The 23,919-nt window shown below is 71.9% G+C and carries 23 protein-coding genes; 17 read left to right on the top strand and 6 right to left on the bottom strand.

Annotation, left to right across the window (positions count from 1 at the left end):
• A partial coding sequence (locus ABZ924_RS29100; protein ID WP_361916044.1) for a DUF5753 domain-containing protein occupies nt 1-473 on the top strand: 473 nt, incomplete at its 5' end.
• A complete protein-coding gene (locus ABZ924_RS29095) occupies nt 470-664 on the top strand; it encodes a DUF397 domain-containing protein (protein WP_361916041.1) in 195 nt (64 codons plus the stop codon). The genes ABZ924_RS29100 and ABZ924_RS29095, both read left to right, overlap by 4 nt.
• Here ABZ924_RS29095 and ABZ924_RS29090 read toward each other — a convergent pair.
• The gene (locus ABZ924_RS29090) at nt 657-1,844 is read right to left on the bottom strand and encodes an elongation factor Tu (RefSeq protein WP_361916038.1); all 1,188 of its coding nucleotides are present in this window, start codon (nt 1,842-1,844) and stop codon (nt 657-659) included. The genes ABZ924_RS29095 and ABZ924_RS29090 overlap by 8 nt on opposite strands.
• A gap of 417 nt (nt 1,845-2,261) precedes the next feature.
• On the opposite strand from ABZ924_RS29090, the gene ABZ924_RS29085 reads away from it, so the two are divergent.
• Nucleotides 2,262-3,416, top strand: coding sequence for a transposase (locus ABZ924_RS29085; RefSeq protein WP_361916035.1), 1,155 nt, complete (start codon nt 2,262-2,264; stop codon nt 3,414-3,416).
• A gap of 17 nt (nt 3,417-3,433) precedes the next feature.
• Here ABZ924_RS29085 and ABZ924_RS29080 read toward each other — a convergent pair whose 3' ends face one another.
• On the bottom strand, nt 3,434-5,362 hold the full coding sequence (locus ABZ924_RS29080; protein WP_361916032.1) for a helix-turn-helix domain-containing protein: 1,929 nt from the start codon (nt 5,360-5,362) through the stop codon (nt 3,434-3,436).
• Nucleotides 5,363-5,658: 296 nt separating this feature from the next.
• On the opposite strand from ABZ924_RS29080, the gene ABZ924_RS29075 reads away from it, so the two are divergent.
• Complete coding sequence (locus ABZ924_RS29075; RefSeq protein WP_361916029.1) at nt 5,659-6,399, top strand: class I SAM-dependent methyltransferase; 741 nt, start codon at nt 5,659-5,661, stop codon at nt 6,397-6,399.
• A gap of 23 nt (nt 6,400-6,422) precedes the next feature.
• Nucleotides 6,423-8,630, top strand: a complete 2,208-nt coding sequence (gene pabB / locus ABZ924_RS29070; RefSeq protein ID WP_361916027.1) for an aminodeoxychorismate synthase component I — start codon at nt 6,423-6,425, stop codon at nt 8,628-8,630.
• Here pabB and ABZ924_RS29065 read toward each other — a convergent pair.
• A complete protein-coding gene (locus tag ABZ924_RS29065) occupies nt 8,557-9,582 on the bottom strand; it encodes a transaldolase family protein (protein WP_361916024.1) in 1,026 nt (341 codons plus the stop codon). The two genes, pabB and ABZ924_RS29065, sit on opposite strands and share 74 nt — an antisense overlap.
• 300 nt (nt 9,583-9,882) lie before the next feature.
• Between ABZ924_RS29065 and ABZ924_RS29060 the strand changes: the two genes are divergently transcribed.
• Genes ABZ924_RS29060 through ABZ924_RS29040 form a run of 5 tightly spaced genes read left to right on the top strand, consistent with a single transcriptional unit; the run spans nt 9,883 to nt 14,792 of the window.
• Nucleotides 9,883-11,055, top strand: coding sequence for a 3-deoxy-7-phosphoheptulonate synthase (locus ABZ924_RS29060; RefSeq protein WP_361916021.1), 1,173 nt, complete (start codon nt 9,883-9,885; stop codon nt 11,053-11,055).
• Between the two features lie 27 nt (nt 11,056-11,082).
• Nucleotides 11,083-11,856 (top strand): 2,3-dihydro-2,3-dihydroxybenzoate dehydrogenase, encoded by a 774-nt coding sequence (locus tag ABZ924_RS29055; protein WP_361916018.1) that lies wholly within the window; start codon nt 11,083-11,085, stop codon nt 11,854-11,856.
• 46 nt (nt 11,857-11,902) lie between these two features.
• Entirely contained in the window at nt 11,903-12,577 is a 675-nt protein-coding gene (locus ABZ924_RS29050) for an isochorismatase family protein (RefSeq protein WP_361916015.1), read from the top strand.
• Nucleotides 12,574-14,457 (top strand): anthranilate synthase family protein, encoded by a 1,884-nt coding sequence (locus ABZ924_RS29045; protein WP_361916012.1) that lies wholly within the window; start codon nt 12,574-12,576, stop codon nt 14,455-14,457. The genes ABZ924_RS29050 and ABZ924_RS29045 overlap by 4 nt, the downstream gene beginning before the upstream one ends.
• Nucleotides 14,454-14,792 (top strand): hypothetical protein, encoded by a 339-nt coding sequence (locus tag ABZ924_RS29040; protein WP_361916009.1) that lies wholly within the window; start codon nt 14,454-14,456, stop codon nt 14,790-14,792. The genes ABZ924_RS29045 and ABZ924_RS29040 overlap by 4 nt, the downstream gene beginning before the upstream one ends.
• Before the next feature lie 19 nt (nt 14,793-14,811).
• Here the strand turns inward: ABZ924_RS29040 and ABZ924_RS29035 are convergent, their stop codons facing one another.
• Complete coding sequence (locus tag ABZ924_RS29035) at nt 14,812-15,237, bottom strand: AtaL-like protein (RefSeq protein ID WP_361916006.1); 426 nt, start codon at nt 15,235-15,237, stop codon at nt 14,812-14,814.
• A 297-nt stretch (nt 15,238-15,534) separates the two neighbouring features.
• On the opposite strand from ABZ924_RS29035, the gene ABZ924_RS29030 reads away from it, so the two are divergent.
• The 5 genes from ABZ924_RS29030 (at nt 15,535) to ABZ924_RS29010 (ending at nt 20,280) form a co-directional block, all read left to right on the top strand.
• On the top strand, nt 15,535-16,236 hold the full coding sequence (locus ABZ924_RS29030; protein WP_361916003.1) for an SDR family oxidoreductase: 702 nt from the start codon (nt 15,535-15,537) through the stop codon (nt 16,234-16,236).
• Nucleotides 16,237-16,311: 75 nt separating this feature from the next.
• The gene (locus tag ABZ924_RS29025; protein WP_361916000.1) at nt 16,312-16,884 is read left to right on the top strand and encodes a hypothetical protein; all 573 of its coding nucleotides are present in this window, start codon (nt 16,312-16,314) and stop codon (nt 16,882-16,884) included.
• On the top strand, nt 16,881-18,182 hold the full coding sequence (aroA, locus tag ABZ924_RS29020) for a 3-phosphoshikimate 1-carboxyvinyltransferase (RefSeq protein ID WP_361915997.1): 1,302 nt from the start codon (nt 16,881-16,883) through the stop codon (nt 18,180-18,182). The genes ABZ924_RS29025 and aroA overlap by 4 nt, the downstream gene beginning before the upstream one ends.
• Before the next feature lie 24 nt (nt 18,183-18,206).
• Nucleotides 18,207-19,403: a 3-hydroxybenzoate 6-monooxygenase gene (locus ABZ924_RS29015; RefSeq protein ID WP_361915994.1), complete on the top strand. Its 1,197-nt coding sequence runs from the start codon at nt 18,207-18,209 to the stop codon at nt 19,401-19,403.
• 286 nt (nt 19,404-19,689) lie between these two features.
• Nucleotides 19,690-20,280, top strand: coding sequence for a DUF4291 domain-containing protein (locus tag ABZ924_RS29010; RefSeq protein ID WP_361915991.1), 591 nt, complete (start codon nt 19,690-19,692; stop codon nt 20,278-20,280).
• On the opposite strand, the gene ABZ924_RS29005 is transcribed toward ABZ924_RS29010, so the two are convergent.
• Nucleotides 20,208-20,873 carry a cysteine hydrolase gene (locus tag ABZ924_RS29005; protein WP_361915988.1) on the bottom strand — a complete coding sequence of 222 codons (666 nt, stop codon included), beginning with the start codon at nt 20,871-20,873 and terminating at the stop codon, nt 20,208-20,210. The two genes, ABZ924_RS29010 and ABZ924_RS29005, sit on opposite strands and share 73 nt — an antisense overlap.
• Nucleotides 20,874-20,876: 3 nt before the next feature.
• Nucleotides 20,877-21,818, bottom strand: a complete 942-nt coding sequence (locus tag ABZ924_RS29000) for an NADP-dependent oxidoreductase (protein ID WP_361915985.1) — start codon at nt 21,816-21,818, stop codon at nt 20,877-20,879.
• A gap of 131 nt (nt 21,819-21,949) precedes the next feature.
• Between ABZ924_RS29000 and ABZ924_RS28995 the strand changes: the two genes are divergently transcribed.
• Both ABZ924_RS28995 and ABZ924_RS28990 read left to right on the top strand, forming a co-directional pair.
• Nucleotides 21,950-22,981, top strand: a complete 1,032-nt coding sequence (locus tag ABZ924_RS28995; protein ID WP_361915982.1) for an aldo/keto reductase — start codon at nt 21,950-21,952, stop codon at nt 22,979-22,981.
• Nucleotides 22,982-22,983: 2 nt separating this feature from the next.
• A complete protein-coding gene (locus ABZ924_RS28990; protein WP_361915979.1) occupies nt 22,984-23,847 on the top strand; it encodes an arylamine N-acetyltransferase in 864 nt (287 codons plus the stop codon).
• The last annotated feature ends 72 nt before the right edge of the window (nt 23,848-23,919 follow it).

Below are 23,919 nucleotides of genomic sequence, written 5' to 3'. Positions count from 1 at the left end.
ACCGTGCTCTCGGCGTCAGTTCCGATTCATGGACGCATCCCGACCAGATCGAGGAGATGGTGGAGACCCGCACGAAGCGGCAGGCACGGCTGCAAGGCGATCAGCCCTTGGAGTTCCACGCCGTGCTCTGGGAGGCGGCCCTGCGGCAGCAGGTCGGCGGCCCGGACGTCATGCGCAGACAGCTGGAACACCTGGTGGAGATGGCCAGGTTGCCCCATGTCCACGTACAGGTGCTGCCGTTCCGTGTGGGTGCGCACCATGCCGTCTCGGGTGCATTCAACATCCTGTCATTCGCAGAGCCTGGCGCCCTGGAAGTCGGCTACACGGAGAGCATCGCGTCTACTGTGTGGGCGGAGGGCGCAGAAGCCAACGAGGCTTACAGCCGGGCGTTCGACCGGGTTACTCGGCTGAGCCTTGCGCCCCGCGACTCCGTGAACCTGATCGAAGCAATCAGCAAAGGTTTTCAGGCATGAGTCGGTTCCAGTTCGTGAAATCCAGCTTCAGCAGCACCACGAACAACACGGACTGCGTCGAGGTGGCTACGAACGTGGCGGGCACGGTCGCGGTTCGGGACAGCAAGTGGGACGGAGGCCCTGTCGTGGAGCTGAGTGATGCCGCCTGGGCGGTGTTCCTCGGGGCCGCGCGGAGCCGTACGGCTAGGTGATGACGCGGGACACGCGGCCGAACGCGACCGTCAGGCCGCTCTCCCGTACGGCGAACCGCTGGCCGCGTTCCACGGCGATCGGGGACATCAGCTCGATCCGGACGGTGTGGTTGCTGCCCGGCGGGAGCTCGTCGGGCTCGAAGTCCAGGGTGCCGGTGACGTCCGCGGTGTGGAAGAAGAACTGCGGGCGGTAGCCCTTGGAGACGGGGGTGTGCCGGCCGCCCTCCTCCTCGGACAGGAAGTGGACCTGGGCCTCGAACACCTGGTGCGGGGTGATCGAGCCGGGCTCGGCGAGGACCTGGCCGTGGACCACCTCGTCCGGTTCGACGCCGTGCAGGAGGAGGCCGACCTCCTCGCCGGTCTGCCCCTCGCGGGCGGTCTTGCGGAAGATCTCGATGCCGGCCACCGTGGCCGTCAGGGTCGGGCCGAGACCCACCACCGAGACCGTGTCGTCGACCTTGACCATGCCCCGTTCGATCTTGCCGGTGACGACGGTGCCCTGGCCGGCCTCCCGCGGGTGCGCGCTCTCCACCGGCATGTAGAACGGCTGGTCCACCGCCCGCCGGGGGAGCGGGGTGCCGGCCTCCATCTCCTTCAGGAGCTCGGACACGCTCTCGCGCCACCGCTCGTTGCCCTCCAGCGCGCCGAGGGCCGATACGCGCACCACCCGGATGCCCTCCCCCGGGTAGCCGTTGTCGTCCAGCAGGTCGCGGACGGCGGCTTCGACCCGGGCGATGGCCTCGCTGTCGTCGACGAGGTCGCATTTCGTGATCGCGACGACGACCGACGGCACGCCGACCCGGCTCGCCAGCAGCACGTGCTCCCTGGTCTGCTCCTGTACGCCTTCGGAGGCGGAGACCACGAGGATCGCGGCGTCCATCTGGTCCGTGCCGATGATCATGTTTCGGATGAAGTCGACGTGCCCGGGGCAGTCCAGGTGGGCGTAGTGGCGCTCCTCGGTCTGGTACTCGACGTGCGCCACGTCGGAGCTGCTGCGCCGGGCCCGTTCGTCCGGAGCCTTGTCGATCTCCTCGACGGTGTGGGCGCGGTTGACGGCCGGGTTCAGGTCGTGGAGCACGTGGGTGATCGCCGCCGTCAACGTGGACTTGCCGTGCTGGTGGTGGCCGATGGTGCCGATGTTGATGTGGGGCTTGGTGCGCTGGTAGGCCTCGTCCGTCATGGGAGCTCCCGTCCGCTGACCATCGGTCACTGTCTCGCATCGTCCTGTCGCTCACGGTAACCGCGGCTCGCCGCTCACGGCCGGTCTGGTGGGCCGTCCGTGGTGGTCGTGCCACCATCGGCGGCTTTCGTGGTGGTGGTCCCGTCACCATCGCCCCGCCGTTGCCGCCCCGCACGGCAGTGGTCCACCGGATCGGCCACCAGGCCCCGTGAGCATGCGGAAGGCCTCTGACCAGGCCAAGCGCCCTCACCGCAGTTCGTCAAATGATCATTCGCGCCGATTGGTCCGTTCGGGGCTGATGGTCCGCCGTGCATCCGGGCCCGAATGTGTGTGACGGCTCCACCTGGGCTTCGTACTCCCCCCGGACGCAGGGTTGATGCGCTGGAGAAGGAAGCCGGGGGAAGGGATGGATCCATCATGAGCGCACCGAGTCTCGAACGACTGGAGACCCTGAGCAGCCGGTTCGTGCCGGACCTGGTCGTGGACGAGCTCTGCGCCGAGTTGTTCGCCTCGCTGCCGCGCAGCGACCAGCGGCGTAAGGGGGAGGTGTACCTGCGCGGCCTGCTCAAGGCCGAGGGCCGCAAGTCGATACGGAACATCGCGGCGCACGTCGGCGACCGGGCGGCCGAGCAGAGCCTCCACCACTTCGTGGTGTCCTCCACCTGGGACTGGGGTCCGGTACGGGCCGCCCTCGCCCGGTACCTGGAGCGCGCCCTGCGGCCCCGCGCCTGGGTCGTGCAGCCGGTGGTGATCTCCAAGGCGGGGACCGAGTCGGTCGGGGTGGCGCGGCGGTTCGTGCCGGAGCTCGGGCAGATGGTCAACAGCCAGGTGGCGTTCGGGGTGTGGTCCGTCGGGGAGGAGCAGAGCTGCCCGGTCAACTGGCGGCTCGGCCTCACCCAGAAGTGGCGCGACAGCGTCGGCCCGCTGTCGCCGAACGTCCACGAGTCGGAGCTCGCGACGAGCCCGCTGGAATGCGCGGCCGGAGCGGTCGAGGAGCTGCGGGACTGGGTGGGGCAGCCGCACCGCCCGGTGGTGTTCGACCTGCCGGACGTGGAGCCGGGGGCGGTGGCCCGGCGGTTCGGGCCGGCCGGGATGCACTACGTGGCCTCGGCCCGCGGCTCGATGCGGGTGCGGTGCGTGGACCCGGTGCTGGCGAGCAGCGGCAACCGGGAACTGGCCGCGCACCAGCTGCTGCTGATGGCCCGTACGCTGCGCCGCCCGGTCAGCTGGCTGGACCCGTACACCCACCAGCCGCGCACCTCGCTCGTGGTCGGCGTCCGGGTGGAGCTGCCGCACCTGGCGGCGCCGGTGCTGCTGTTCGGGGAGTGGAACGACCCGCGCGGCTGGCCCGAGCGGTGCTGGATCAGCGACATGACCCAGGCCCCGCCCGGGGCGCTGCTGCGGCTGGCGAAGCGGGCGCAGAACGTGGAGCACGACTTCGCCACCGTCTCGCAGCAGGTCGGCATGACCGACTTCGGCGGCCGGTCCTTCGGCGGCTGGCACCGGCACACCACCTTGGCCTCGGCCGCGCACGCGGTCCGGATGCTCACGCAGCGGGCCGTCGAGCGGTAGCCGGCCGCCTGCGGTGCTCAGCCGATGGTGTGCCGGGGCGTCGTGCGGCGGCTCTGGTTGAGGGCCTGGCGGGTGCGCTGCAGCTGGAGCGCGAGCTGCACCTGCAGGGCCTGGGTGGGCTTCTGCCAGTCCTCGCCGAGTATCTCGGTGATGCGCTCGAGGCGGCGGGAGACCGTGTTGGGGTGCACGTGCAGGGACTCGGCGGCGCGCGAGGGGCTGTTGGCGGAGGCGAAATAGGCCTCCATGGTGCGGATCAGCTCCGTGTACTGCTGGTCGTCGTAGTCGAGCACGGGGCCGATGGTGTCGTTGATGAAGCGGTCGATGTTCGGCTTCTCGGAGAGCAGGACGCCGAGGAAGCCCAGTTCGTCGGGGGAGGCGGTGCTGCCGGCACCGGTGAGGGCGGCCACCGCGTCCAGGCAGCGGCGGGCCTCCTGGTACATGTGGACGATGCCCGCCGGGTCGTCGACGGGTCCGGCCGAGCCGGCGGTGACGGGCCTGCCGAGGACCTCGGAGAGCTCGCGGGAGGCCGTACGGGCGACGGCCCCGGCCGCGGTGCCGGGCAGCAGCAGCACCACGTCGTCGCCGTCGACGCTCTTGAGGCCCTGCTGCCGGTTGGCGTACGAGGCGGCCCAGGCGGCGACGCGCCCCTGGACCCCGCCCTCGGGCCGGGCGATGACGATGACGTGGGGCTCGTCGAGGTTGAGGGCGAGCCGGCGGCTCTGCTCGGCGATCTGGGCGGGGGACAGCTTGGTGCCGCGCAGCAGGTCCTGGAAGAACTCGTCCCGCATGTGGCCCTCGGCGGCCGCCATGCCCTGCTCCATCAGCAGGACCACGGCGGTCACCTGGGCGATGAGCGCGAGGAGCTGGACCTGGAGGTACCCGGCGGGCTCCTCGGTGGCCAGGATCAGGGTGCCCAGCATCTCGTCGCCCGCGGCGATCGAGGCCACCCACACCCCGTCGCGGGTGCTGCGGGGCTGGCGGTCGGTGTGCGCGTCGAGCAGGACGCTGTGGACCTCGGCCTCGTCCAGCTCGGGGATCTCGCCGGTCGGGCAGGCGAGGGTGCGGCCGGCGGCGTCGCGCACGACGAGGGTGCCGTCGAGCCCCTTGACGGCCTCGGCGGCCAGGCTGCCGAGGCCGACGCCCTGCAGGACCAGGTCGAGGAGGCGGCCGTGGGTCTCGCGCAGCCGGCGGGCGATGGTGGAGGAGTCCAGGGCGCGTGAGGTGTCCTGTTCCAGCTCCTCGACCTCGTACCGGGTCTGCTCCAGCAGCCTCGCCTTTTCGATTGCAACGGTTGCAAGGTCGGCGAGGGAGCTCATCAGCGAGACCTCGTCGGGGGTGAAGTGCCGGATGTGGCGGTCGGCGACGTACAGGGCGCCGAGGCTGGCGCCGCCGTGCCGCAGCGGGACCGCCATGACGGCGTGCAGGCCCTCCGCCTGGACCACCTCGTCGATGATCGGGCTGTGCGCGAAGCTGGTGTCGTTCATGTAGTCGGCGGACCAGAAGGGGGCCGACCCCTCCGCGGCGCGCTTGCCCACGCCGCCGCCCTGGAGCGGGATGGCGAAGCCGATCGTGAGGGCCGAGGCGTGGCCGTCGGCCGAACGCACGCGGGAGCAGCCCTCCTCGAGGTCGTCGAAGCTGACCCAGGCCATGTCCAGGCCCAGCAGCAGGCGGGCCCGGCGGGTGATGACCTTCAGCAGCTCGTCGAGGTCGTACGGGAGGGTCAGGTCCCGTGCGGTGTCGACGAGCGCGGCGAGGCCGGCCTCGCGCTGCTGGCGGCGGACGAAGAGCGCGCGGATGCCGAGGCTCTGGTCGCGGGCCCTGGTCAGCCGGTCGAGGGCGTCGCCGGACAGGCCGGACTCACGCGCTTTGCGGACCACGTCATCGAAGGCAGCCGCGGGCGCCTCTCTGTTCAGCAGTTCCAGCATTTCGTACGCGTGGTCCACCACGACTGCTCCCCCGACCCCCGCAATAAGCCGTTCACGTTTGCACCAACCGTTGTGCAATCAATCCCTGGCCCGCCTGAAAGTATCTCTTGGGGCAAGAACCGGTCAAGAAACACTTGAGATGCAGTCCTGGTCAGACTGGCCGAGGGTGATCGGATCACCACACTCCCCGAGTGATGCTGTCATCTGGGCACCTTCTGGTCGAGGACCACTCGAGTGCAGGCTGATCACCGAGCGTTCCGGTGGTGCCACCACACACCACCGGCGACACCCGTCACTTGGTTCCTTGAGGAGTTCGCATGTCTCCGCTGGCCCAGTTGTCCCAGCTCCAGAGCTACGAACGGTCGCTGCTGCGCAGCCGACTGTCCCTGACCAGGGTCGATCGCCCCAGGGTGTTCAGCCTCATGGGGCGCGAGTGGGACCTGTTCGACGAGGTCTTCGCGCCCGTCTACTCCCCGTCGACGACCGTCTCGCTGGAGCTGCTCGGCCTCAACGACCCTGATCTGGCGGGTCGTTCGGGCTCGTTCCTGGAGATAGGCTGCGGCACCGGCGTGATCGCCGTCACCGCGGCGCTGGCCGGATACGAGCGGGTCGTCGCGGCCGACATCAGCCCCTCGGCCGTCGAGAACGCCGCCGTCAACGCCGAGCGCCACGGGGTGACGGACCGTCTGCAGGCCCTGCACAGCGATCTGTTCTCGGGGCTGCGGGAGCAGGAGCGCTTCGACACCGTCTTCTGGAGCTCCAACTACGTGATGGGGCCGGAGGGCTACGAGTACAAGTCGGTGCACGAACGGGCCTACGTGGACGCCGGATACCAGGCGCACCGCCGCTTCCTGGAGCAGTCAGTCCACTGGACGACCCCCGGCGGCCGGGTGTTGCTGCACTTCAGCGACCGGGGGGACCTGGAGGCGCTGTACCGCATAGCGGACGCCTGCGGTCGGGAGCTGTCGGTGGTGGCCGCCCGGCGGGTCCGCGAGGGGGAGTACGGGGAGGACATGGTCGAGCACATGCTGATCGAAATCAGGCCAGTCGCGGCTTGATTTGAATGGGGGGATATTTCGCCGTGCGTACGCTTCTTGTCGACAATTACGACTCGTTTACGTACAACCTCTTCCACTATCTGGCCGAGGTCAATGGCCGTGAGCCGGAAGTCGTCCGAAATGACGATCCGCACTGGAAGATCGCACAACTCTCGGCGTTCGACAACGTCGTCGTCTCACCCGGCCCGGGAACACCGCGCCGCGCCGCCGACTTCGGGATCTGCACCGAGATCATCGAGCGCGCGCAGCTCCCGCTGCTGGGCATCTGCCTCGGCCACCAGGGGATCGGCCACGTCCACGGCGCCACCGTCGACCGCGCGCCGCAGCCGCGGCACGGCCGGACCTCGCAGGTCCTGCACGGGGGGACCGGCCTGTTCGCCGGGCTGCCCTCGCCGATGGAGGTGGTCCGCTACCACTCCCTCGCCGTGACCGACCTGCCCGCGTCGCTCGAGGCCACCGCCTGGACGCCGGACGGCATCCTGATGGGCCTGCGGCACCGTACGCGGCCGCAGTGGGGGGTCCAGTTCCATCCCGAGTCGATTTGCAGTCAGTACGGGATCGAGCTGCTTGCAAACTTCGCCCGGCTGACCGCCGGGCACCAGGCGGCCCGGCAGACCGCGCGCCCGGCGACCGCCCGCCGGCACACCGCGCCCGCCCCGGCCCAGGCCGCGCCGGCCCCGACCACGCCGGCCCCGACCGCCGGAGCCGCGACTGCCGGAGCCGCGTCGCCCGCACCCGTGTCGCCCGCGCCCGCCCCGGCCGAGGCCCCCGAGCGACGGCTGCGCCTCGTCGCGCACCGGCTGCCCACCCGCTGGGACGCCGAGACCGCCTACGACGAGCTCTTCCGCGGCAACGACCACGCCTTCTGGCTCGACAGCAGCCTCCCCGGCGGCGACCGCGGCCGGTTCTCCGTCATGGGCGACGCCACCGGCCCGCTCGCCCGCGTCGCCACCGCCGACGTCTGGAGCAAGGTCGTCACCGTCGCCTCCGCCGACGGCAGCAGCGAACTGGTCGCCGCGCCCTTCCTGGAGTGGATCGACCGCGACCTGCGCGCCCTGAGCACCGAGATCCCCGAGCTGCCCTTCGACTTCACCCTCGGCTGGGTCGGCTACCTCGGCTACGAGCTCAAGGCCGAATGCGGCGGCGACCTGGTCCACCGCTCGCCCGTCGCCGACGCCGCCATGGTCTTCGCCGACCGCGCCCTGGTGCTCGACCACGCCGAGGACGCCACATACCTGCTGGCCCTGGTGGAGGAGGACGCCGGGACCGAAGCCGCCGCCGAGGCCGACGCCTGGCTGATCGGCACCGCCGAGCGGCTCGCCGGCCTCGCGGGCCTGCGCCTGCCGGCCCCGCGCCCGCAGGCACCCGGCGGAGAGATCCGGCTGCGCCACGACCGCGGCGCGTACCTGGACCTCATCGACGACTGCCTGGAGGAGATCGCCGCCGGCGAGACGTACGAGGTCTGCCTCACCAACATGGCCGAGGCCGAGACCGCCTCCCTCGACCCCTGGACCGCGTACCGCACGCTGCGCCGCATCAGCCCGGCGCCGTTCGCCGCGCTGCTGCAGTTCGGGGAGCTGTCGGTGCTCAGCACCTCGCCGGAGCGGTTCCTGCGGGTCTCCCCGGACGGGCTGGTCGAGTCCTCGCCGATCAAGGGCACCCGGCCGCGCGGCGCCACCCCGCAGGAGGAGGCGGCCCTGATCGAGGACCTGCTGAGCGACGAGAAGGACCGCTCCGAGAACCTCATGATCGTCGACCTGGTCCGCAACGACCTCGGCCGCTGCGCGGTCCCCGGCACCGTCGAGGCCGAGGAGCTGTTCCGCGTCGAGAGCTACGCCACCGTCCACCAGCTGGTCAGCACCGTACGGGCGCGGCTGCGCCCGGAGCTCACCGCCGTGGACTGCGTGCGCGCGGCCTTCCCCGGCGGTTCGATGACCGGTGCCCCCAAGATCCGCACCATGCAGATCATCGACCGGCTGGAGGCCGGCCCGCGCGGGGTGTACTCCGGTGCCATCGGCTACTTCTCGCTCTCCGGCGCCGCGGACCTCAGCATCGTGATCCGCACCGCCACCGTCACCGCCGACCGGGTGGCGTACGGGGTGGGCGGGGCCGTGGTCGCCCTGTCCGACCCGGACGCCGAGTACGAGGAGACCGCCGTCAAGGCTGCTCCGCTGCTGGCGCTGACGAACACCCGCTTCCCGGAGAGGCAGCCGGCACGGATCCCCTCCTGACCGGCCGGCCCTGCTGGAGGCGCGCGAGCTCCTGCGCCTCCAGCACGGCCGCGAGCTCGGCCACCCGTACGCCGAGCCGCTCCAGGGCCAGCAGCGCGGACGACGCCTCGGCGCCCGCGTTCAGCAGGGTGTCCCCGGTGAGGGCCGGTTCCAGGGCGGCGGCCTCCAGGGTCTCCACGGACAGTGCGAGGGCGGTGTTCCAGCCGACGAGCGCGCCCACGCCGCCGTCCGCGGGGCTCCACAGCAGCCGCGGCTGCGGAGCCCCGTTGGCCCGCAGCACCCGCCACCAGTCCCCGGACAGCCGCTCCTCGCGGATCCGGTACATCCTGCGGGCCACCGCCAGGCCCGCGGCGCCCCGCACCTCGTGGTCGACGGCCACGCCCAGCTCGTCCAGCCGGGAGTCGGCCTCGCGGTCGAACAAGCCCGCCGGGAACGAGGCCACCATCGGGGCGCCGCCCAGCGGCCGGCCCGACGCCAGGGACCGCTCCAGGCCGCACACGTAGGCGTCGAGCACCTCGGCGTACCGCGCGTCCGAGAACACCAGGCACGCGTGCACCCCGATCCCGTCGGCGAGGCAGTCCGCGAGCACCGCGAGCCCCGCCGGGGTCATCGGCATGCGGACGAGCGCATTGGGGCGGCCCACCGCGCCGTGCAGGGAGCGGGCCGCCTCGAGCAGGGCCGGCGCGTCGTGCGCCCAGCGGGGCGCCACGGGCACGGAGACGTGCCCCACGGTGCCCCTGCTCGCCTCGAACAGGGGCAGCAGGAGATCGCAGGCCCGGCGCGCCTGCGCGGGCGTACTGCCCGCCGGGGCCAGGGCGTTGTGGAAGTGGCCTCCCAGCGTCGGATACCGGACCGCGGCGGCGAACTCCTCCGGGTCCCGCGCGCTGAGCCACGGGGAGACCCCCTCGGACACCAGTTGCCTCAGCAGCGCTCCAGCTCCTTGACTAACCACGGTCCGACCTTAGAACGTCACGACTTACGCCGGAAACAATATGGTGATGGTGTGTCAAGTGCGGACCGCCGTAAGCGGCACCCTCCCCGCCATGCGAGCGGACCGTAAAGGATTTTCGGCCCCGCGCCGTTATCGCTCCCGCTGATGCGTCAGGTTTATTTCCGAATCCGTCGCCGAACCTGACCGAACGCACCCCCACCTGACGAAGTGGGGAATCTCTGGTGGTTCACCCGATTCCCTGTTTCACAGACTTCTCGCTGCATCTGATGTCACGGCAGGTACAGCACTGGGAGGTGCCGCATGCACGGTGTTGCACGCTGGAAATCATTGCCCGCGGGCCAGCAGCCCGTTTGGCCGGACGAAGAGGCCCTGGAGAACGCCAGGGCCGAGCTCGCGGACTCGCCCGCCCTGGTGCGCCGTGAGGACGTCGATGACCTGCGCGCCCTGCTCGCGGCGGCCGCGCGGGGCGAGGTGCAGATCGTCCAGGGCGGCGACTGCGCCGAGGACCCCGCCGAGTGCACCCCCGGCTACGTGGCGCGCAAGGCGGCCCTCCTGGACGTACTGGCCGGCGTCATGAAGACGCGCTCGCTCAAGCCCGTCGTACGGGTCGGCCGGCTCGCCGGGCAGTTCGGCAAGCCCCGCTCCAGCCCGACCGAGAACATCGGCGGCATGGAGCTGCCGGTCTACCGCGGCCACATGGTCAACAGCCCGGAGCCCGACCCGGATCTGCGCCGCCCCGACCCGCGCCGCCTGGTCGCCGGCTACCGGGCCGCCTCCCGCGCCATGGCCGCCCTCGGCTGGCACGGCGAGGGCCGCCGCCCCTCCCCGGCGGAAGCCCCGGTGTGGACCAGCCACGAGGCCCTCCTCCTGGACTACGAGGGCCCCATGCTGCGGACCCAGCCCGACGGCAAGGTGCTGCTGACCTCCACCCACTGGCCCTGGATCGGCGAGCGCACGCGCGAGCTCGACGGCGCCCACGTCGAGCTCTTCGCGAGCATCGCCAACCCGGTCGCCACCAAGGTCGGCCCGACCATGAGCCCGGACGCCCTGGTGGAGCTGTGCGGCAGGCTCGACCCGGAGCGCGAGCCCGGCCGGCTCACGCTGATCTCCCGGATGGGCCAGGGCAAGGCCGCCGAGAAGCTGCCCGCGCTGGTGCGCGCCGTGCGCGAGGCGGGCCACCCGGTGCTGTGGATGTGCGACCCGATGCACGGAAACACCGTCAGCGCGCCGGGCAACATCAAGACCCGTTATGTCGAGACCGTGGTGCGCGAGGTCGAGGAATTTCAGAAGGCCGTCACCGACAACGGCGGAGTCGCCGCGGGCCTGCATCTGGAGACGACCCCCGACCAGGTCCACGAATGCGTCAGCGACGAATACCACCTCGACGAGCTGGGTGAGAAGTACACCTCGTTCTGCGACCCGCGCCTCAATTCCGACCAGGCAATCGAAGTCGCCTCCGCCTGGCGCGGCTGAGGCTATATACAAGGGGGTTACTCCATCATGGAAGGAAAGATCGCTCTCGTCACCGGGGCGGCCGGCGGCATAGGCGAGGCCATCGTGCGCGCCCTGGCCTCCCGGGGCGTACGGGTGGCCGCGGTCGACCGGGACGCCGAGCGCCTGCGCGACGTGGCCAAGGCCATCGAGGAGGAGGGCGGCGCCCGCGTCGAGCCGTTCGCGGCGGACGTCACCGCCAGCGCGGACGTCGAGAAGCTCGTCGACGACGTCGAGGCGCTCGTCGGACCGCTCGACTTCCTCGTCAACGCGGCCGGCGTGCTGCGCCTGGCGGAGGCGCGCAAGCTCACCGACCAGGAGTGGAGCACGACGTTCGCCGTCAACACCACCGGGGTCTTCTTCGTCTCCCGGGCCGTCGTCAACCGCATGGTGCCGCGCCGCCGGGGCGCGATCGTCACGATCGCCTCCAACGCCGCGGGCACCGCCCGTACGGAGATGTCCGCGTACGCCGCGTCGAAGGCGGCCGCGACGATGTTCACCAAGTGCCTCGGCCTGGAGGTCGCCAAGTTCGGCATCCGCGCCAACCTGGTCGCGCCGGGCTCCACCGACACCCCGATGCTCAACTCGATGTGGACGGACGACAGCAGTGCCCGCGCCTCCATCGACGGCGTCCCGGACGCCTACCGCGTCGGCATCCCGCTGGGCAAGCTGGCCCGCCCCGAGGACGTCGCCGAGGCGGTCGTCTTCCTGCTGTCCGACAAGGCGTCCCACATCACCATGCACGACCTCACCGTGGACGGCGGTGCGGCGCTCGGTGTCTGAGACCGGTGCAACCAGTCAGCGAACCGTGAACGAGAGGGAGAAAGGCATGGCAGGCATACCTGCGATCACCCCCTACCCGATGCCGTCGGCGGCCGACCTGCCCGCCTCCGCCGTCGACTGGGAGGTCGATCCCGACCGCGCCGTCCTGCTGGTGCACGATCTGCAGAAGTACTTCCTGGCCGCGTTCCCGCAGGGCGAGCAGCCGGTCACGGACCTGTCCCGCAACGCCGGAGAGCTGCGCGTGCGCGCCGCCGAGCTCGGCATCCCGGTCGCCTACACGGCGCAGCCGGGCGGGATGACGCCCGAGGAGCGGGGCCTGCTCAACGACTTCTGGGGCCCGGGCATGAAGCCGAGCGCCGAGCACCGCCAGGTCGTGGACCCGGTGGCGCCCGCCGACGGCGACTGGATGCTCACCAAGTGGCGCTACAGCGCCTTCTTCAAGACCGACCTGCTGGAGCGGATGCGCGCCGCGGGCCGCGACCAGCTGATCATCTGCGGCGTGTACGCCCACGTGGGCGTGCTCATGACCGCGGTCGACGCCTTCACCAACGACATCCAGCCCTTCCTGGTCGCCGACGCCATCGCCGACTTCAGCTGGGAGGACCACCGGATGGCCCTGGAGTACGCGGCCGGCCGCTGCGCACGCCTGACCACCACCAAGGAGCTCCTCATGGCCCTCCCGGACCGGGTGGCCGCGTACGCGGGAGGCGAGTCGGCATGAGCGAGGAGCTGCTCGGCCGGATCCTCGGCCCCCGTCCGCCGGCCTTCGCGCTGATCCACCGCCCGGAGTCCGTCGTCACCCCCCACCTCGACCTGTTCCTCGGCGAGTTCACCGAGGCGGCCACGCTGGCCGACATCCCCCTCGGCGACACCGTCGCCGGAGCCGGGGCCCGGCAGGACGTGCTCACGCTGGTCCCGTACCGCCAGCTCGCCGAGCGCGGCTTCGAGGCGCCCGACGACGGCGCGCCGCTGCTGGCCATGGCGATCGCCGAGCAGGCGCGGGTGCCGCTCGCGACCGTGCTGGACCGGATCCCCGACGCCCCCGTGCAGCTCGTGCCGGGCGGCGACTTCGACATCGACGACGAGACGTACGCCGAAACGGTCCGCCGCGTCGTCACCGACGAGATCGGCACCGGCGAAGGCGCGAACTTCGTGATGAAGCGCTCCTTCGTCGCCGACATCAGCGACTACTCCGTCGCCGCCGCCCTGCGCTTCTTCCGCCGCCTGCTGGAGCGCGAGACCGGCGCCTACTGGACGTTCGTCGTCCACACCGGCGACCGCACCCTCGTCGGCGCCTCCCCCGAGCGGCACATCAGCGTCTCCGGTGGCCGCGCCGTGATGAACCCCATCTCCGGCACCTACCGGTTCCCGGCCTCCGGGCCGGAGCTGCCCGGCGTCATGCAGTTCCTCGCCGACCGCAAGGAGGCCGACGAGCTGTACATGGTCGTCGACGAGGAACTGAAGATGATGGCCCGGATCTGCGAGTCCGGCGGCCGCGTCGTGGGGCCGTACCTCAAGGAGATGGCCCGCCTCGCCCACACCGAGTACTTCATCGAGGGCCGCACCACCCGCGACCCGCGCGAGATCCTCCACGAGACCCTGTTCGCCCCGACCGTCACCGGCTCCCCGCTGGAGAGCGCCGGCAAGGTCATCAAGAAGTACGAGCCGCAGGGCCGCGGCTACTACAGCGGCGTCCTCGCCCTGATCGGCCAGGACGAGAACAGCGAACGCACCCTGGACTCGGCCATCCTCATCCGCACCGCCGACATCGACGCCTCCGGCCGGATGAGCATCGGCGTCGGCGCCACCCTCGTGCGCCACTCCGACCCGCTGTCGGAGGTCGCCGAGACCCGCGCCAAGGCCTCGGGCCTGCTCGCCGTGTTCGAGCAGCCGGGACCGCGGCGGTTCGGCGACCACCCGGAGGTACGGGCCGCGCTCGACGCGCGCAACGCCACCATCGCCGGCTTCTGGCTGGACGACGACGGCGCCCGCACCCGGCCCGTCCCCCTGCTCGTGGGCCGCAAGGTGCTCGTCGTCGACGCGGAGGACACCTTCACCGCGATGATCGAGCACCAGCTGCGGTCCATGGAGGCCGACGTCACCGTCCGCCGCTTCGACGAGCCGTACAGCTTCGCCCCGTACGACCTCGTCGTGATGGGACCGGGGCCGGGCGACCCGCGCGAGACCGGCCACCCGAAGATCGCCCACCTGCGGGACGCGGTCGACACCCTCCTCGCGGAGCGCCGGCCCTTCCTCGCGGTGTGCCTGAGCCACCAGGTGCTCAGCACCAAGCTGGGCTTCTCCCTCAAGCGCCGCGAGCAGCCCAACCAGGGCGTGCAGCGCGAGATCGAGCTCTTCGGGCGGCGCGAGCGCGTCGGCTTCTACAACACCTTCGCCGCGCAGAGCGCCTCGGACACCGCCGAGGTGCCCGGCATCGGCACGGTCGAGGTGTGCCGGGAGGCGGAGACCGGCGAGGTGCACGCGCTGCGCGGGCCCGGCTTCCGCTCGATGCAGTTCCACGCCGAGTCGGTGCTCACCGAGGACGGCATCCGCATCGTCGGCGACGCCCTGTCCGGACTGCTCAGCGAGAGCCTCGTATGAGGGCGACGGTGGCCTGGTGGGACCTGAAGGGCTCGGGGCACACCATCGACTCGCTGCGGGCCTACCTGCGCGACGAGGCCGTCGAGAGGTTCTCGGCGGTCGAGGGGCTGCGGCTGAAGTTCTGGATCGCGGACCCCGACACCGAGCGCTGGGGTGCGGTGATGCTGTGGGAGAGCGCGGAGGCGGCGGCGCGTCCGCTCGCACCGCGGGCCGCCGAGCTGATCGGGCGCCGGCCCGTGCAGTACACGGTGTTCGAGGTGGAGGCCACGGTCGAGGGCGTGCACACGCTGCCCGGGCTGCCGGGCCTCGACCTGATCCGGGAGGCCGCGGCGTAGCCCGTACGCGAACGGCCCCTCACGACCCGTTCGGGTCGTGGGGGGCCGTCGTCGCTTCACGCCGCATCATGACGCGGTGCAGGACCTCCGTCATGGCGTCCAGCGTGCCGTGGAAGTCGCAGTCCAGCTCCCGCAGATAGGTGTTCTGCGCGAGGATCGCGGCCGCCGGGCGGTCGGTCAGGGTGATGCTCAGCGTGAGCGTGAGCCGCCCTTCCTCGTCCTCGCCGATCTCGTTGCGTATTTCGGCGATGTCGGTGTCGTCCAGGTGCCGGTACGTAATGCGCCCCGCGCTCTCCTGCGGTGTCACCCGTTGCAGGAAGGTGAGGTCTCCGCGTCTGATTTCGCGCAGAAATCCATCCGGGTAGCGCTCGTTGATCCGGCATTCCGTAATGGCCGGAACATAACCCGTGGGGAACTCCGCCTTGTGGAGCAGAGCCTCCCACAAGCTCTCCCTCGTGGGAGCCGGACACCCGCCCTGACCTGCGCCGACAACCGGGCGCGTCCATGAAAGCGTCAGCATTGATCTCCCTTTTCCGCCGGTGGGCCGGCGTGCAGCATCGGTCGGCCGAACGGCGGTGTCAAAGGCGGCCGCATTATTACGTCAGATGAGCCGAGAACCTGACGAAGTGACCCGAACCGACTGCCCGCCGACGCCCTTTTTATTGCAGGGTGACGGTTGGTCGATGGCGTTCCGAAGAGCGCCTTCCCGATAAATCCGACGCGGAGAATCAGGAGAACGCTGATGTCTGAACGGTTCGACGGCCAGGTCGTCCTCGTCACCGGAGGAGGCGAAGGCATCGGCCGGGCAGCGGCGGTTGCCTTCGCCCGGCTCGGCGCGCTCGTGGTGGTCGCAGGCCGCCACCCGGAGACGCTCGAAGGAACGGTCAAGCTGATCCGCGACGACGGCGGGCAGGCCGACTGCCTCGTCGCCGACGTGTCGGACACCGCCCCGGACGCCGAGGCCGGCGCCGCATACGCGGTCGCCGAGACGGTGCGCCGCCACGGAGCCCTGAACGTGGCCTTCAACAACACCACGGAGCTCGGCCCGCACCAGCCCGTCGCGGACATCGACGAGACCGTCTGGGCCCACACCCTGACGGCCAACCTGACGGGCGTGTGGCTGTCCATGAAGCACGAGATCGCCCACATGGAGACCGCCGGCGGCGGCGTCATCGTCAACACGGCCAGCAACATCGGCGCCCAGGGCATGCTCCCGGGCCTCGGCGCCTACGCCGCCTCCACCGCCGCCGTCAGCGCCCTGACCCGGACCGCGGCCCGCGAGTACGTCTCGAAGTCCATCCGCATCAACGCCATCAGCCCCTGCCCGCTCGGCCGGGGCGCCAGCGTCGAGGAGATCGCCGACACCGTGGTGTGGCTCTGCTCCGACGCCGCCTCGTACATCGTCGGCCACGACCTCGTGCTCGACCGCAAGACCAACGAGTGACCACCCCTCACGTCCCACCCCGCGTCCATCCCCGCACCCGACCGGCGGCCGAGCGAAGGAGCCCTGAGCAGAGCGGTGAGCAGTCCCATGCAGACCTCCCCCCGTCACCGGCGGCTGATGCGGCACGACCCGGGTGACCCGGGCTGGTCGAACCGCGACCGCTTCACCCCGTGCTGCGTCCTCGGCCCCGCCGGCGTCGCCGAGGACGTGCGCGGGCGGGCCCGCGGCGGCTACGTCCTGGCCGAGGCCGACGGTGGCGCCCCCCAGGTGGTGCTGATCTGCACCGCCGAAGAGGCCGGCGTGGCCCTCGACGCCCGCGCGATCCTCCGGCGCGACGGCATCGCCGCCCGGGTGGTGGCCATGCCCAGCCTCGCCCGCTTCCGGGAGCAGAGCCCCGAATACCGCGAGCAGGTGTTGCCCGCCCGGGTCCGCGCCCGCGTCTCCGTCGAGGCCGGCTCCGCGCTCGGCTGGTACGAGCTCCTCGGCGAGGCGGGCCTGAAGGTCGGCCTCGACCAGTACGGCTCCGGCGCCCCCTGCACCACCCTGCACCGGCAGCACGGCTTCACCGCCGAGCGCGTCGCCGCGACCGCCCGCGCCGGACTGGCCCGCGCGGGGCTGGCCCGCGCCGGACACCGGGAGCACGCGTGAACACCGTCCTGACCGCCCGGATCCCCGGCTCCAAGAGCATCACCAACCGGGCGCTGCTGCTGGCCGCCGCGGCCGACGGGGTCTCGCTGCTGCGGGCCCCGCTGGTCAGCGAGGACACCGTCGCCTTCCGCGAGGCCCTGGCCGGGCTCGGCGTACACGTCGACACCGGGGCAGGGGCCGGAGCCGGGTCCGCAGCCGGGGAGGGCGAGGTCTGGAAGGTCACCGGCGCCGGCCGCCCCCCGGTCGGCCCGGGCACCGTCTGGTGCGAGGACGCCGGAACCGCCGCCCGCTTCCTGCCGCCGTTCGCGGCGGCCGGCCGGGGCGGGTTCACCTTCGACGGCACCGACCAGCTGCGGGCCCGCCCGCTGCGCCCGCTGGCCGAGGCGCTGGGCCGCCTCGGCGCCCGGGCCCGGGTCACCGAGCCCGTCGGCGGACTGCCGCTGACCGTCGACGCCGAGGGCCTCGCGGGCGGTGAGCTGACCGTCGACGCCAGCCTGAGCAGCCAGTACCTCACCGGGCTGCTGATGGCCGGCCCGCTCATGCGCCGGCCGCTCACCGTACGCGGGGAGGGCCTGGTCAGCCGGCCGTACATCACCATGACCCAGGAGCTGATGCGGCACTTCGGGGCGTACGTCGACGAGTTCGACGGCGCCGTACAGGTGCTGCCCGGCGGCTACGCGGCCGCCGAGCTCGACATCGAGCCCGACGCCTCCACCGCCTCCTACTTCTTCGCGGCGGCCGCCGTCACCGGCACCACCGTCACCGTGCCGGGCCTGGGCCGCTCCAGCGTGCAGGGCGACCTCGGCTTCGTGGAAGTGCTGCGGCGGGCCGGGGCGCACGTCGAGATCGGCGACCGGCAGACCACGGTCACCGGCACGACCTCCGCCGGCGGCCCGCTGCGCGGCGGCTTCGCCGTCGACATGGGCGACATCTCCGACACCTTCATGACCCTGGCGGCGATCGCCCCGCTCGCGGACGCCCCCGTCACCGTGCACGGCATCGGCCACGCCCGGCTGAAGGAGTCGGACCGGATCGCCGCCGTCGAGGAGAACCTGCGCGCCCTCGGCATCCGTACCGAGTCCGGACCGGACCGGATCACCGTTCACCCGGGCCGCCCCACGGCCGCCCGGATCGCCTGCCGCCGGGACCACCGGATCGCCATGGCGTTCTCGGTGCTGGGCCTGCGCGTGCCCGGCATCACGCTCGACGACCCGTCCTGCGTCGGCAAGACGTTCCCCGGCTTCCACGCCGAACTGGGACGCCTCTTCCCGGCGCACTCGAGCAGCAACAGTCACTGACAACGAAAGGGATGTGAGACACCCATGGCCGACATTCTCATCGCCGGCGGTGGCATCGGTGGACTCGCCGCGGCGCTCGGGCTCGCCAAGCGGGGGCACCAGGTCACCGTCCTGGAGCGCCGGGACGTCTTCACCGAGGTCGGCGCCGGCATCCAGCTCGGCCCGAACGCCTTCCACGCACTGGACCTGCTCGGTGTGGGCCAGGAGGTCCGCGACCGCGCCGTCTTCATCGACGAGCTCACCTTCATGGACGGCACCACCGGCGAGAAGGTCGCCGCGATGCCGGTGAAGGACGACTACCGGGTCCGCTTCGGCAACCCGTACGCCGTCGTCCACCGCGTCGACCTGTACCTGCCGCTGCTGGAGGCCGCCCGCCGGCACCCCGGCATCGAACTGCGCGGCCGCCACCACGTGGTCGGCTACGAGCAGCAGGCCGGCTCGGTCACGGCCCTGCTCGCCGACGGGCGCCGCCTCACCGGCGACGCGCTCATCGGCGCCGACGGGCTGCACTCGGCGATCCGGGCGCAGCTCGTCGGCGACGGCTCGCCGCGGGTCTCCGGCCACACGATCTACCGGTCGGTGATCCCGATGGAGGCGGTGCCGGAGGAGCTGCGCTGGAACACGGTCACCCTGTGGGCCGGCCCGAAGTGGCACTTCGTGCACTACCCGATCGCGGGCGGCGAGACCTTCAACCTGGCCGCCACGCGTGACAACGGCGCCACGGAGGCGGTGGCCGGGGTTCCGGCCGACCACGACCACGTCCTGAACTCCTTCCCGGAGCTGTCGGGGGCGGCGCGGCGGCTGTTGGAGCTCGGGCAGGACTGGAAGACGTGGGTGCTGTGCGACCGGGACCCGGTCGACCGGTGGACCGAGGGGCGTGTCGCCCTGCTCGGCGACGCGGCGCACCCGATGCTGCAGTACGCCGCGCAGGGGGCCTGCCAGGCCGTGGAGGACGCGGTCCTGCTGGGCGGGCTGCTGGACGGCTGCGCCGCCGACTTCGAGCAGCGGCTGGAGAAGTACAGCGCGGCGCGGCGGGAGCGGACGGCGCAGGTGCAGCTGGTGGCCCGGGAGATGGGGCGGCAGCTGTACCACGCGGCCGGCGACGCGCGGGTCGAGCGGAACGCGATGCTCTCGTCCCTCTCGGCCGATGACATGTACGACAAGGTGGCGTGGCTGCACGGCGCGTACGACTTCGACGCCTGGACGGCCGCGTCCGCCTGACCGGCCCAACACCGCTGCGCGGAGCCCTTCCCCACCCCGCCCCTTCCCGAACTGGGGCTCCGCCCCAGACCCCGCGCCTCAAACGTGAGGCTGGAATATCCAGCCCGCGCGGCGTTTGAGCGCACCGGGCGCGAAGCGCCCTGGGGGTCCCCCCAGCGGTAGCTGGGGGAGGGTCCGGGCGGAGCCCGGTTTCGGGAAGGGGCGGGGAGGGGAAAGGCTCCGCGCAGCGGCGAGGCCGTGGGAAACGGCTCGCGACGGGGGCTGCCTGGCTGGCAGGGTGCGGGGTATGGCACCGCTTTACGAGATACGGGCTGCGTATGACGGTCAGACCGTCACCGTTTATCAGGCGTACGGGCGCGCCATCGCCGAACCGGCCCTCGCGGCGGGCCGGTTCGTGCCGCCGTTCTCCTTCCACCGCATGACCTGGATCAAGCCGTCGTTCCTGTGGCTGATGCACCGCAGCAACTGGGCCCGCAAGGCCGGCCAGGAGCGCATCCTGGCCGTCCGCATCACCCGCGAGGGGTGGGAGGAGGCGTTGGCGCAGGGGGTGCCCACGACCTCCGACCCGGCGGCCGTCGCCGCGGCCGCGGTGCACGTCCAGTGGGACCCGGAGCGGTCCCTGCGCGGGGCGGCGCTGAACCACTACAGCATCCAGGTCGGGATCGGCCGCGGGCTGATCAGGACCTTCGCCGAGGACTGGGTGGTCGGGCTGGCCGACGTCACGGCCCGGGCCCGCAGGATCGGGGAGCTGGTGCAGTCGGGCCGCGCCGCGCAGGCGCAGCGGCTGCTGCCGCCGGAGCGGCCCTATCCGCTCCCGGCGGCGCTGAGCAGGGCGGCGACCTCCGAGGCGGCGCGCACGTCGCCGAAGCTGCGGTAGACCGTGGTCAGGGCGGCGTTGTGCGCGGCGTCGCTGCGGGTGGCGCTCGCGTCGGCGACCAGCACCGTGCGGTAGCCCAGCGTCGCGGCGTCGCGCGCGGTGCCCGCCACGCAGACGTCGGTGACCAGCCCGCACACGACGACCGTGTCGATGCCGCGCTCCTCGAGCAGCCCGGGCAGCGGGCAGCGGCCGGGGAAGAACGCGGAGGGCGCGCTCTTCTCCACGACCAGGTCGCCGGCGGCCGGGACCAGCCCGGGCGCCAGCCGGTCCGCGGGCCCGCCGGTGCCGCCGGCGCGCCGGTAGGCCTCGGCGGTGGTGTGCCCGTAGAACTCGACCGCCCAGGGGTCCGGCTCCGCCGATACGGCCGGGAGGACCCAGGCGACCGTGCCGGCGGCGGCCCGCACGGCCTGCGCGAGGTGGTGGACCTGCGGCACGATGCCGGGGCCGTACGGGCTGCCGTCCACGAAGAAGCGCACCATGTCGACGACGACGAGGGCCGTCCGCCGCCCGGACAGCCGTCCGTAGGCGTGGCGGCGGCCCCGCCGCTGCTCGTGGCGCGCGTATTCGCGCGGGTCGATCCGCCAGTCGTGCACGGATCAGATCGTAAGGACGATCTTGCCGGTGGTGTGCTTCGACTCGCTCAGCTCGTGCGCCTTGCGGACTTCCTCCAGGGGGAAGGTCTCGGCGATCAGCGGGCGCAGGCGGCCCGCGTCGACCAGGGCGGCGAGCTGCGCGAGGTCGGCGTGGTCGGGGGCCACGTTGACGGTGGCGCCGCGCACGCCCAGCGCCTCGGCCCTGGCCTTGATCTCCGCCTCCGCGAGCGGGTTGGTCGCGCCGACGTAGATGCCGCCGGGGCGCAGGACGCGCAGCGAGCGCTCCTCGTAGTCGCCGCCGATCAGGTCGAAGACGACGTCCACGTCCTTGACCGTCTCGGTGAAGTCCTCGGCCGTGTAGTCGATGAGCTCGTCGGCGCCCAGCTCGCGCAGCACCTCGTGCTTGGCGGCGCTGGCGGTGCCGATCACGTACGCGCCGCGGGCCTTGGCGATCTGCACGGCGAGGTGGCCGACGCCGCCGGCCGCCGCGTGGACCAGCACCTTCTGGCCGGGCTGGACGTCCGCGGCGGTCACCAGGGCCTGCCAGGCCGTCAGACCGGCCAGCGGCAGGGCGGCCGCCTTGACGTGGTCCAGGGACTGCGGCTTGGGCGCGAAGTGGCGGGCGGACGCGGCGACGTACTCGGAGTACGCGGCGGCCTCGTTCGGGAAGGAGGGCAGGCCGAAGACCTCGTCGCCGACCTTGAAGCGGTTCTCGCCGGGCGAGACGGCCACGACGACACCGGAGACGTCCCAGCCGACGCCGAACGGCGGGGTGAGCCACAGGCCGTATTCGCGGATCTTCCAGTCGATCGGATTCACGCCGGCCGCATGCGTCTTTACCAGAATTTCCGAGATATTGGGCGTGGGGATGGGAGAATCTGTCAGGTTGAGGACTTCACTGGTGCCGAGGGTTTCCTGGCGTACCGAGCGCATGGTTTCTGTCATGCGCCGCATCATAGGCAATGGGAAAGCCAACTCCCCGTCTGTATTTGGCCATTCCTGTCAGGTGGGGTGACCTGACAGAAGGGCGCGGGAATTCTTTCTGCTTCGCAGAACACCGCTCGATGCTGTGCCATATGACTCAGCTGCGATCACTTGGTTCGGCCGGCCCCGAGGTTTCCGCCCTCGGTCTCGGCCTGATGTCCATGTCCGACTTCTACGGCCCCGCGGACCGGGCCGAGGGAGTCGCCACCGCGCACGCCGCCATCGACGCCGGCATCACCCTGCTCGACACCGGTGACTTCTACGGCAGCGGCCACAACGAGCTCCTCCTGCGCGAGGTGCTGCAGAGCCACGACCGCGAGCAGCTCACCCTCAGCGTCAAGTTCGGCGTCCTGCGCGACCCGGCCGGCGGGATCCTCGGCGTCGACAACCGCCCCGAGGCGGTCAAGAACTCCCTGGCCCAGACGCTGCAGCGGCTCGGCACCGACTACGTGGACGTCTACCGCCCGGCGCGCCTGGACCCGAACGTGCCGATCGAGGAGACCATCGGCGCCATCAAGGAGTGCATCGAGGCCGGCTGGGTCCGCCACATCGGCCTGTCCGAGATCGGCGCCGAGACCCTGCGCCGGGCCTCCGCCGTGCACCCCATCGCCGACCTCCAGATCGAGTACTCGCTGCTCTCCCGCGCCATCGAGGACGAGATCCTGCCGACGGCGCGCGAGCTCGGCACGGCCGTGACCGCGTACGGGGTCCTCGCCCGCGGTCTGCTGTCGGGCCGCTGGAACCACCAGCGGGCCACCGCCAAGGACGACGGCCGCAGCAACTTCCCGCGCTTCAGCGGCGAGAACCTCGACCGCAACCTCCAGCTGGTCGCCGCCCTCGGCAAGGTCGCCGAGGCCAAGGGCGTCACCACCTCGCAGCTCGCGATCGGCTGGGCGATGGCCCAGGGCGTCGACATCGTCCCCGTCGTCGGCTCGCGGCGCCGCGAGCAGCTCACCGAGGCCCTCGGCGCGCTGTCGCTGGAGCTGACCGCCGAGGACGTCGCCGAGATCGAGCGCGCCGTCCCGGCCGAGGACGTCGCCGGCACGCGCTTCGACGCCGAGGGCATGGCCATGCTCGACAGCGAGAAGAAGTCGGGCACCTCCGGGCGCGGGCAGGCGGGCTGAGCATGGCCGACAACGGCAGCATCGGCAGCCCCGCCCAGTGGCAGGCCGACCGGCTCGACGTCCAGGCCTACCTCGACCGCCTGGGCATCGCCGGGCCCCTGGAGCCGACCGCGGAGACCCTGCGCCGGCTGCACCGGGCGCACGCCCTGACCATCCCGTTCGAGAACCTCGACATCCTGCTGGGCCGGGGCATCGACCTCGATGTGGACGCGATGCAGGACAAGCTGCTGCGCCGGCGGCGCGGCGGCTACTGCTACGAGCACAACATGCTCTTCGCCGTCCTGCTGGAGCGGCTGGGCTACGAGGTGACCCGCCTGTACGCCCGCCCGCTGCTGAACGCGCCCAAGCCGCTGCCGCGCACCCACCTCGTGCTGAGCGTGGCCGTCGGCGACGAGACGTACCTCGCCGACGTCGGCTTCGGCGACGACGGCCCGCTCGAGCCGCTCCTCGTCGCCGACGGCACCGTCTGCGACCAGGGCGGCTGGGTGTACCGGCTGGCGCGGGTGCAGGGCTCGGACAAGGAGTGGGTGCTCTCGCTGCGCCGGGAGGACGACTGGTTCCCCCTGTACTGGTACACCACCACACCCCACCACCACATCGACTGCGTGGTGGCGAACTGGTACATCTCCACCCACTCCCACTCGCCGTTCACCGGCCGGGTCTTCCTCGAGGACATCGCCGAGGACCGGCGGCTCAACCTCAACCACCGCAAGCTCACGCTGACCCGGTCCGACGGCACCGTCGAGGTCCGGTACGTGGTGGACGAGGAGGTCCGCGAGCTGCTGGACCGGCAGTTCGGGATCGAGCTGACGGAGGACGAGGCCAAGGTCGTCATCGCGGCGCTCCCGGAGCCCGAGGAATCCTGACCCGTCTGCGGGGGCACGTGGTGCGCACCGGCCCGGGCCGCCCCCCCATCCCCCCCCCCCCCCCCCCCCCCC

Source organism: Streptomyces sp. NPDC046876, assembly GCF_040645035.1.
Taxonomy (GTDB): Bacteria; Actinomycetota; Actinomycetes; order Streptomycetales; family Streptomycetaceae; genus Streptomyces.
This window is presented reverse-complemented; position numbering and strand designations above follow the sequence as displayed.

Coding starts and splice junctions, on each gene's coding strand:
- ABZ924_RS29095 (WP_361916041.1), top strand. CDS start 470: ATGAGTCGGTTCCAGTTCGTGAAATCCAGCTTCAGCAGCACCACGAAC.
- ABZ924_RS29090 (WP_361916038.1), bottom strand. CDS start 1,844: ATGACGGACGAGGCCTACCAGCGCACCAAGCCCCACATCAACATCGGC.
- ABZ924_RS29085 (WP_361916035.1), top strand. CDS start 2,262: ATGAGCGCACCGAGTCTCGAACGACTGGAGACCCTGAGCAGCCGGTTC.
- ABZ924_RS29075 (WP_361916029.1), top strand. CDS start 5,659: ATGTCTCCGCTGGCCCAGTTGTCCCAGCTCCAGAGCTACGAACGGTCG.
- ABZ924_RS29060 (WP_361916021.1), top strand. CDS start 9,883: ATGCACGGTGTTGCACGCTGGAAATCATTGCCCGCGGGCCAGCAGCCC.
- ABZ924_RS29055 (WP_361916018.1), top strand. CDS start 11,083: ATGGAAGGAAAGATCGCTCTCGTCACCGGGGCGGCCGGCGGCATAGGC.
- ABZ924_RS29050 (WP_361916015.1), top strand. CDS start 11,903: ATGGCAGGCATACCTGCGATCACCCCCTACCCGATGCCGTCGGCGGCC.
- ABZ924_RS29045 (WP_361916012.1), top strand. CDS start 12,574: ATGAGCGAGGAGCTGCTCGGCCGGATCCTCGGCCCCCGTCCGCCGGCC.
- ABZ924_RS29040 (WP_361916009.1), top strand. CDS start 14,454: ATGAGGGCGACGGTGGCCTGGTGGGACCTGAAGGGCTCGGGGCACACC.
- ABZ924_RS29030 (WP_361916003.1), top strand. CDS start 15,535: ATGTCTGAACGGTTCGACGGCCAGGTCGTCCTCGTCACCGGAGGAGGC.
- ABZ924_RS29015 (WP_361915994.1), top strand. CDS start 18,207: ATGGCCGACATTCTCATCGCCGGCGGTGGCATCGGTGGACTCGCCGCG.
- ABZ924_RS29010 (WP_361915991.1), top strand. CDS start 19,690: ATGGCACCGCTTTACGAGATACGGGCTGCGTATGACGGTCAGACCGTC.
- ABZ924_RS29000 (WP_361915985.1), bottom strand. CDS start 21,818: ATGACAGAAACCATGCGCTCGGTACGCCAGGAAACCCTCGGCACCAGT.
- ABZ924_RS28995 (WP_361915982.1), top strand. CDS start 21,950: ATGACTCAGCTGCGATCACTTGGTTCGGCCGGCCCCGAGGTTTCCGCC.
- ABZ924_RS28990 (WP_361915979.1), top strand. CDS start 22,984: ATGGCCGACAACGGCAGCATCGGCAGCCCCGCCCAGTGGCAGGCCGAC.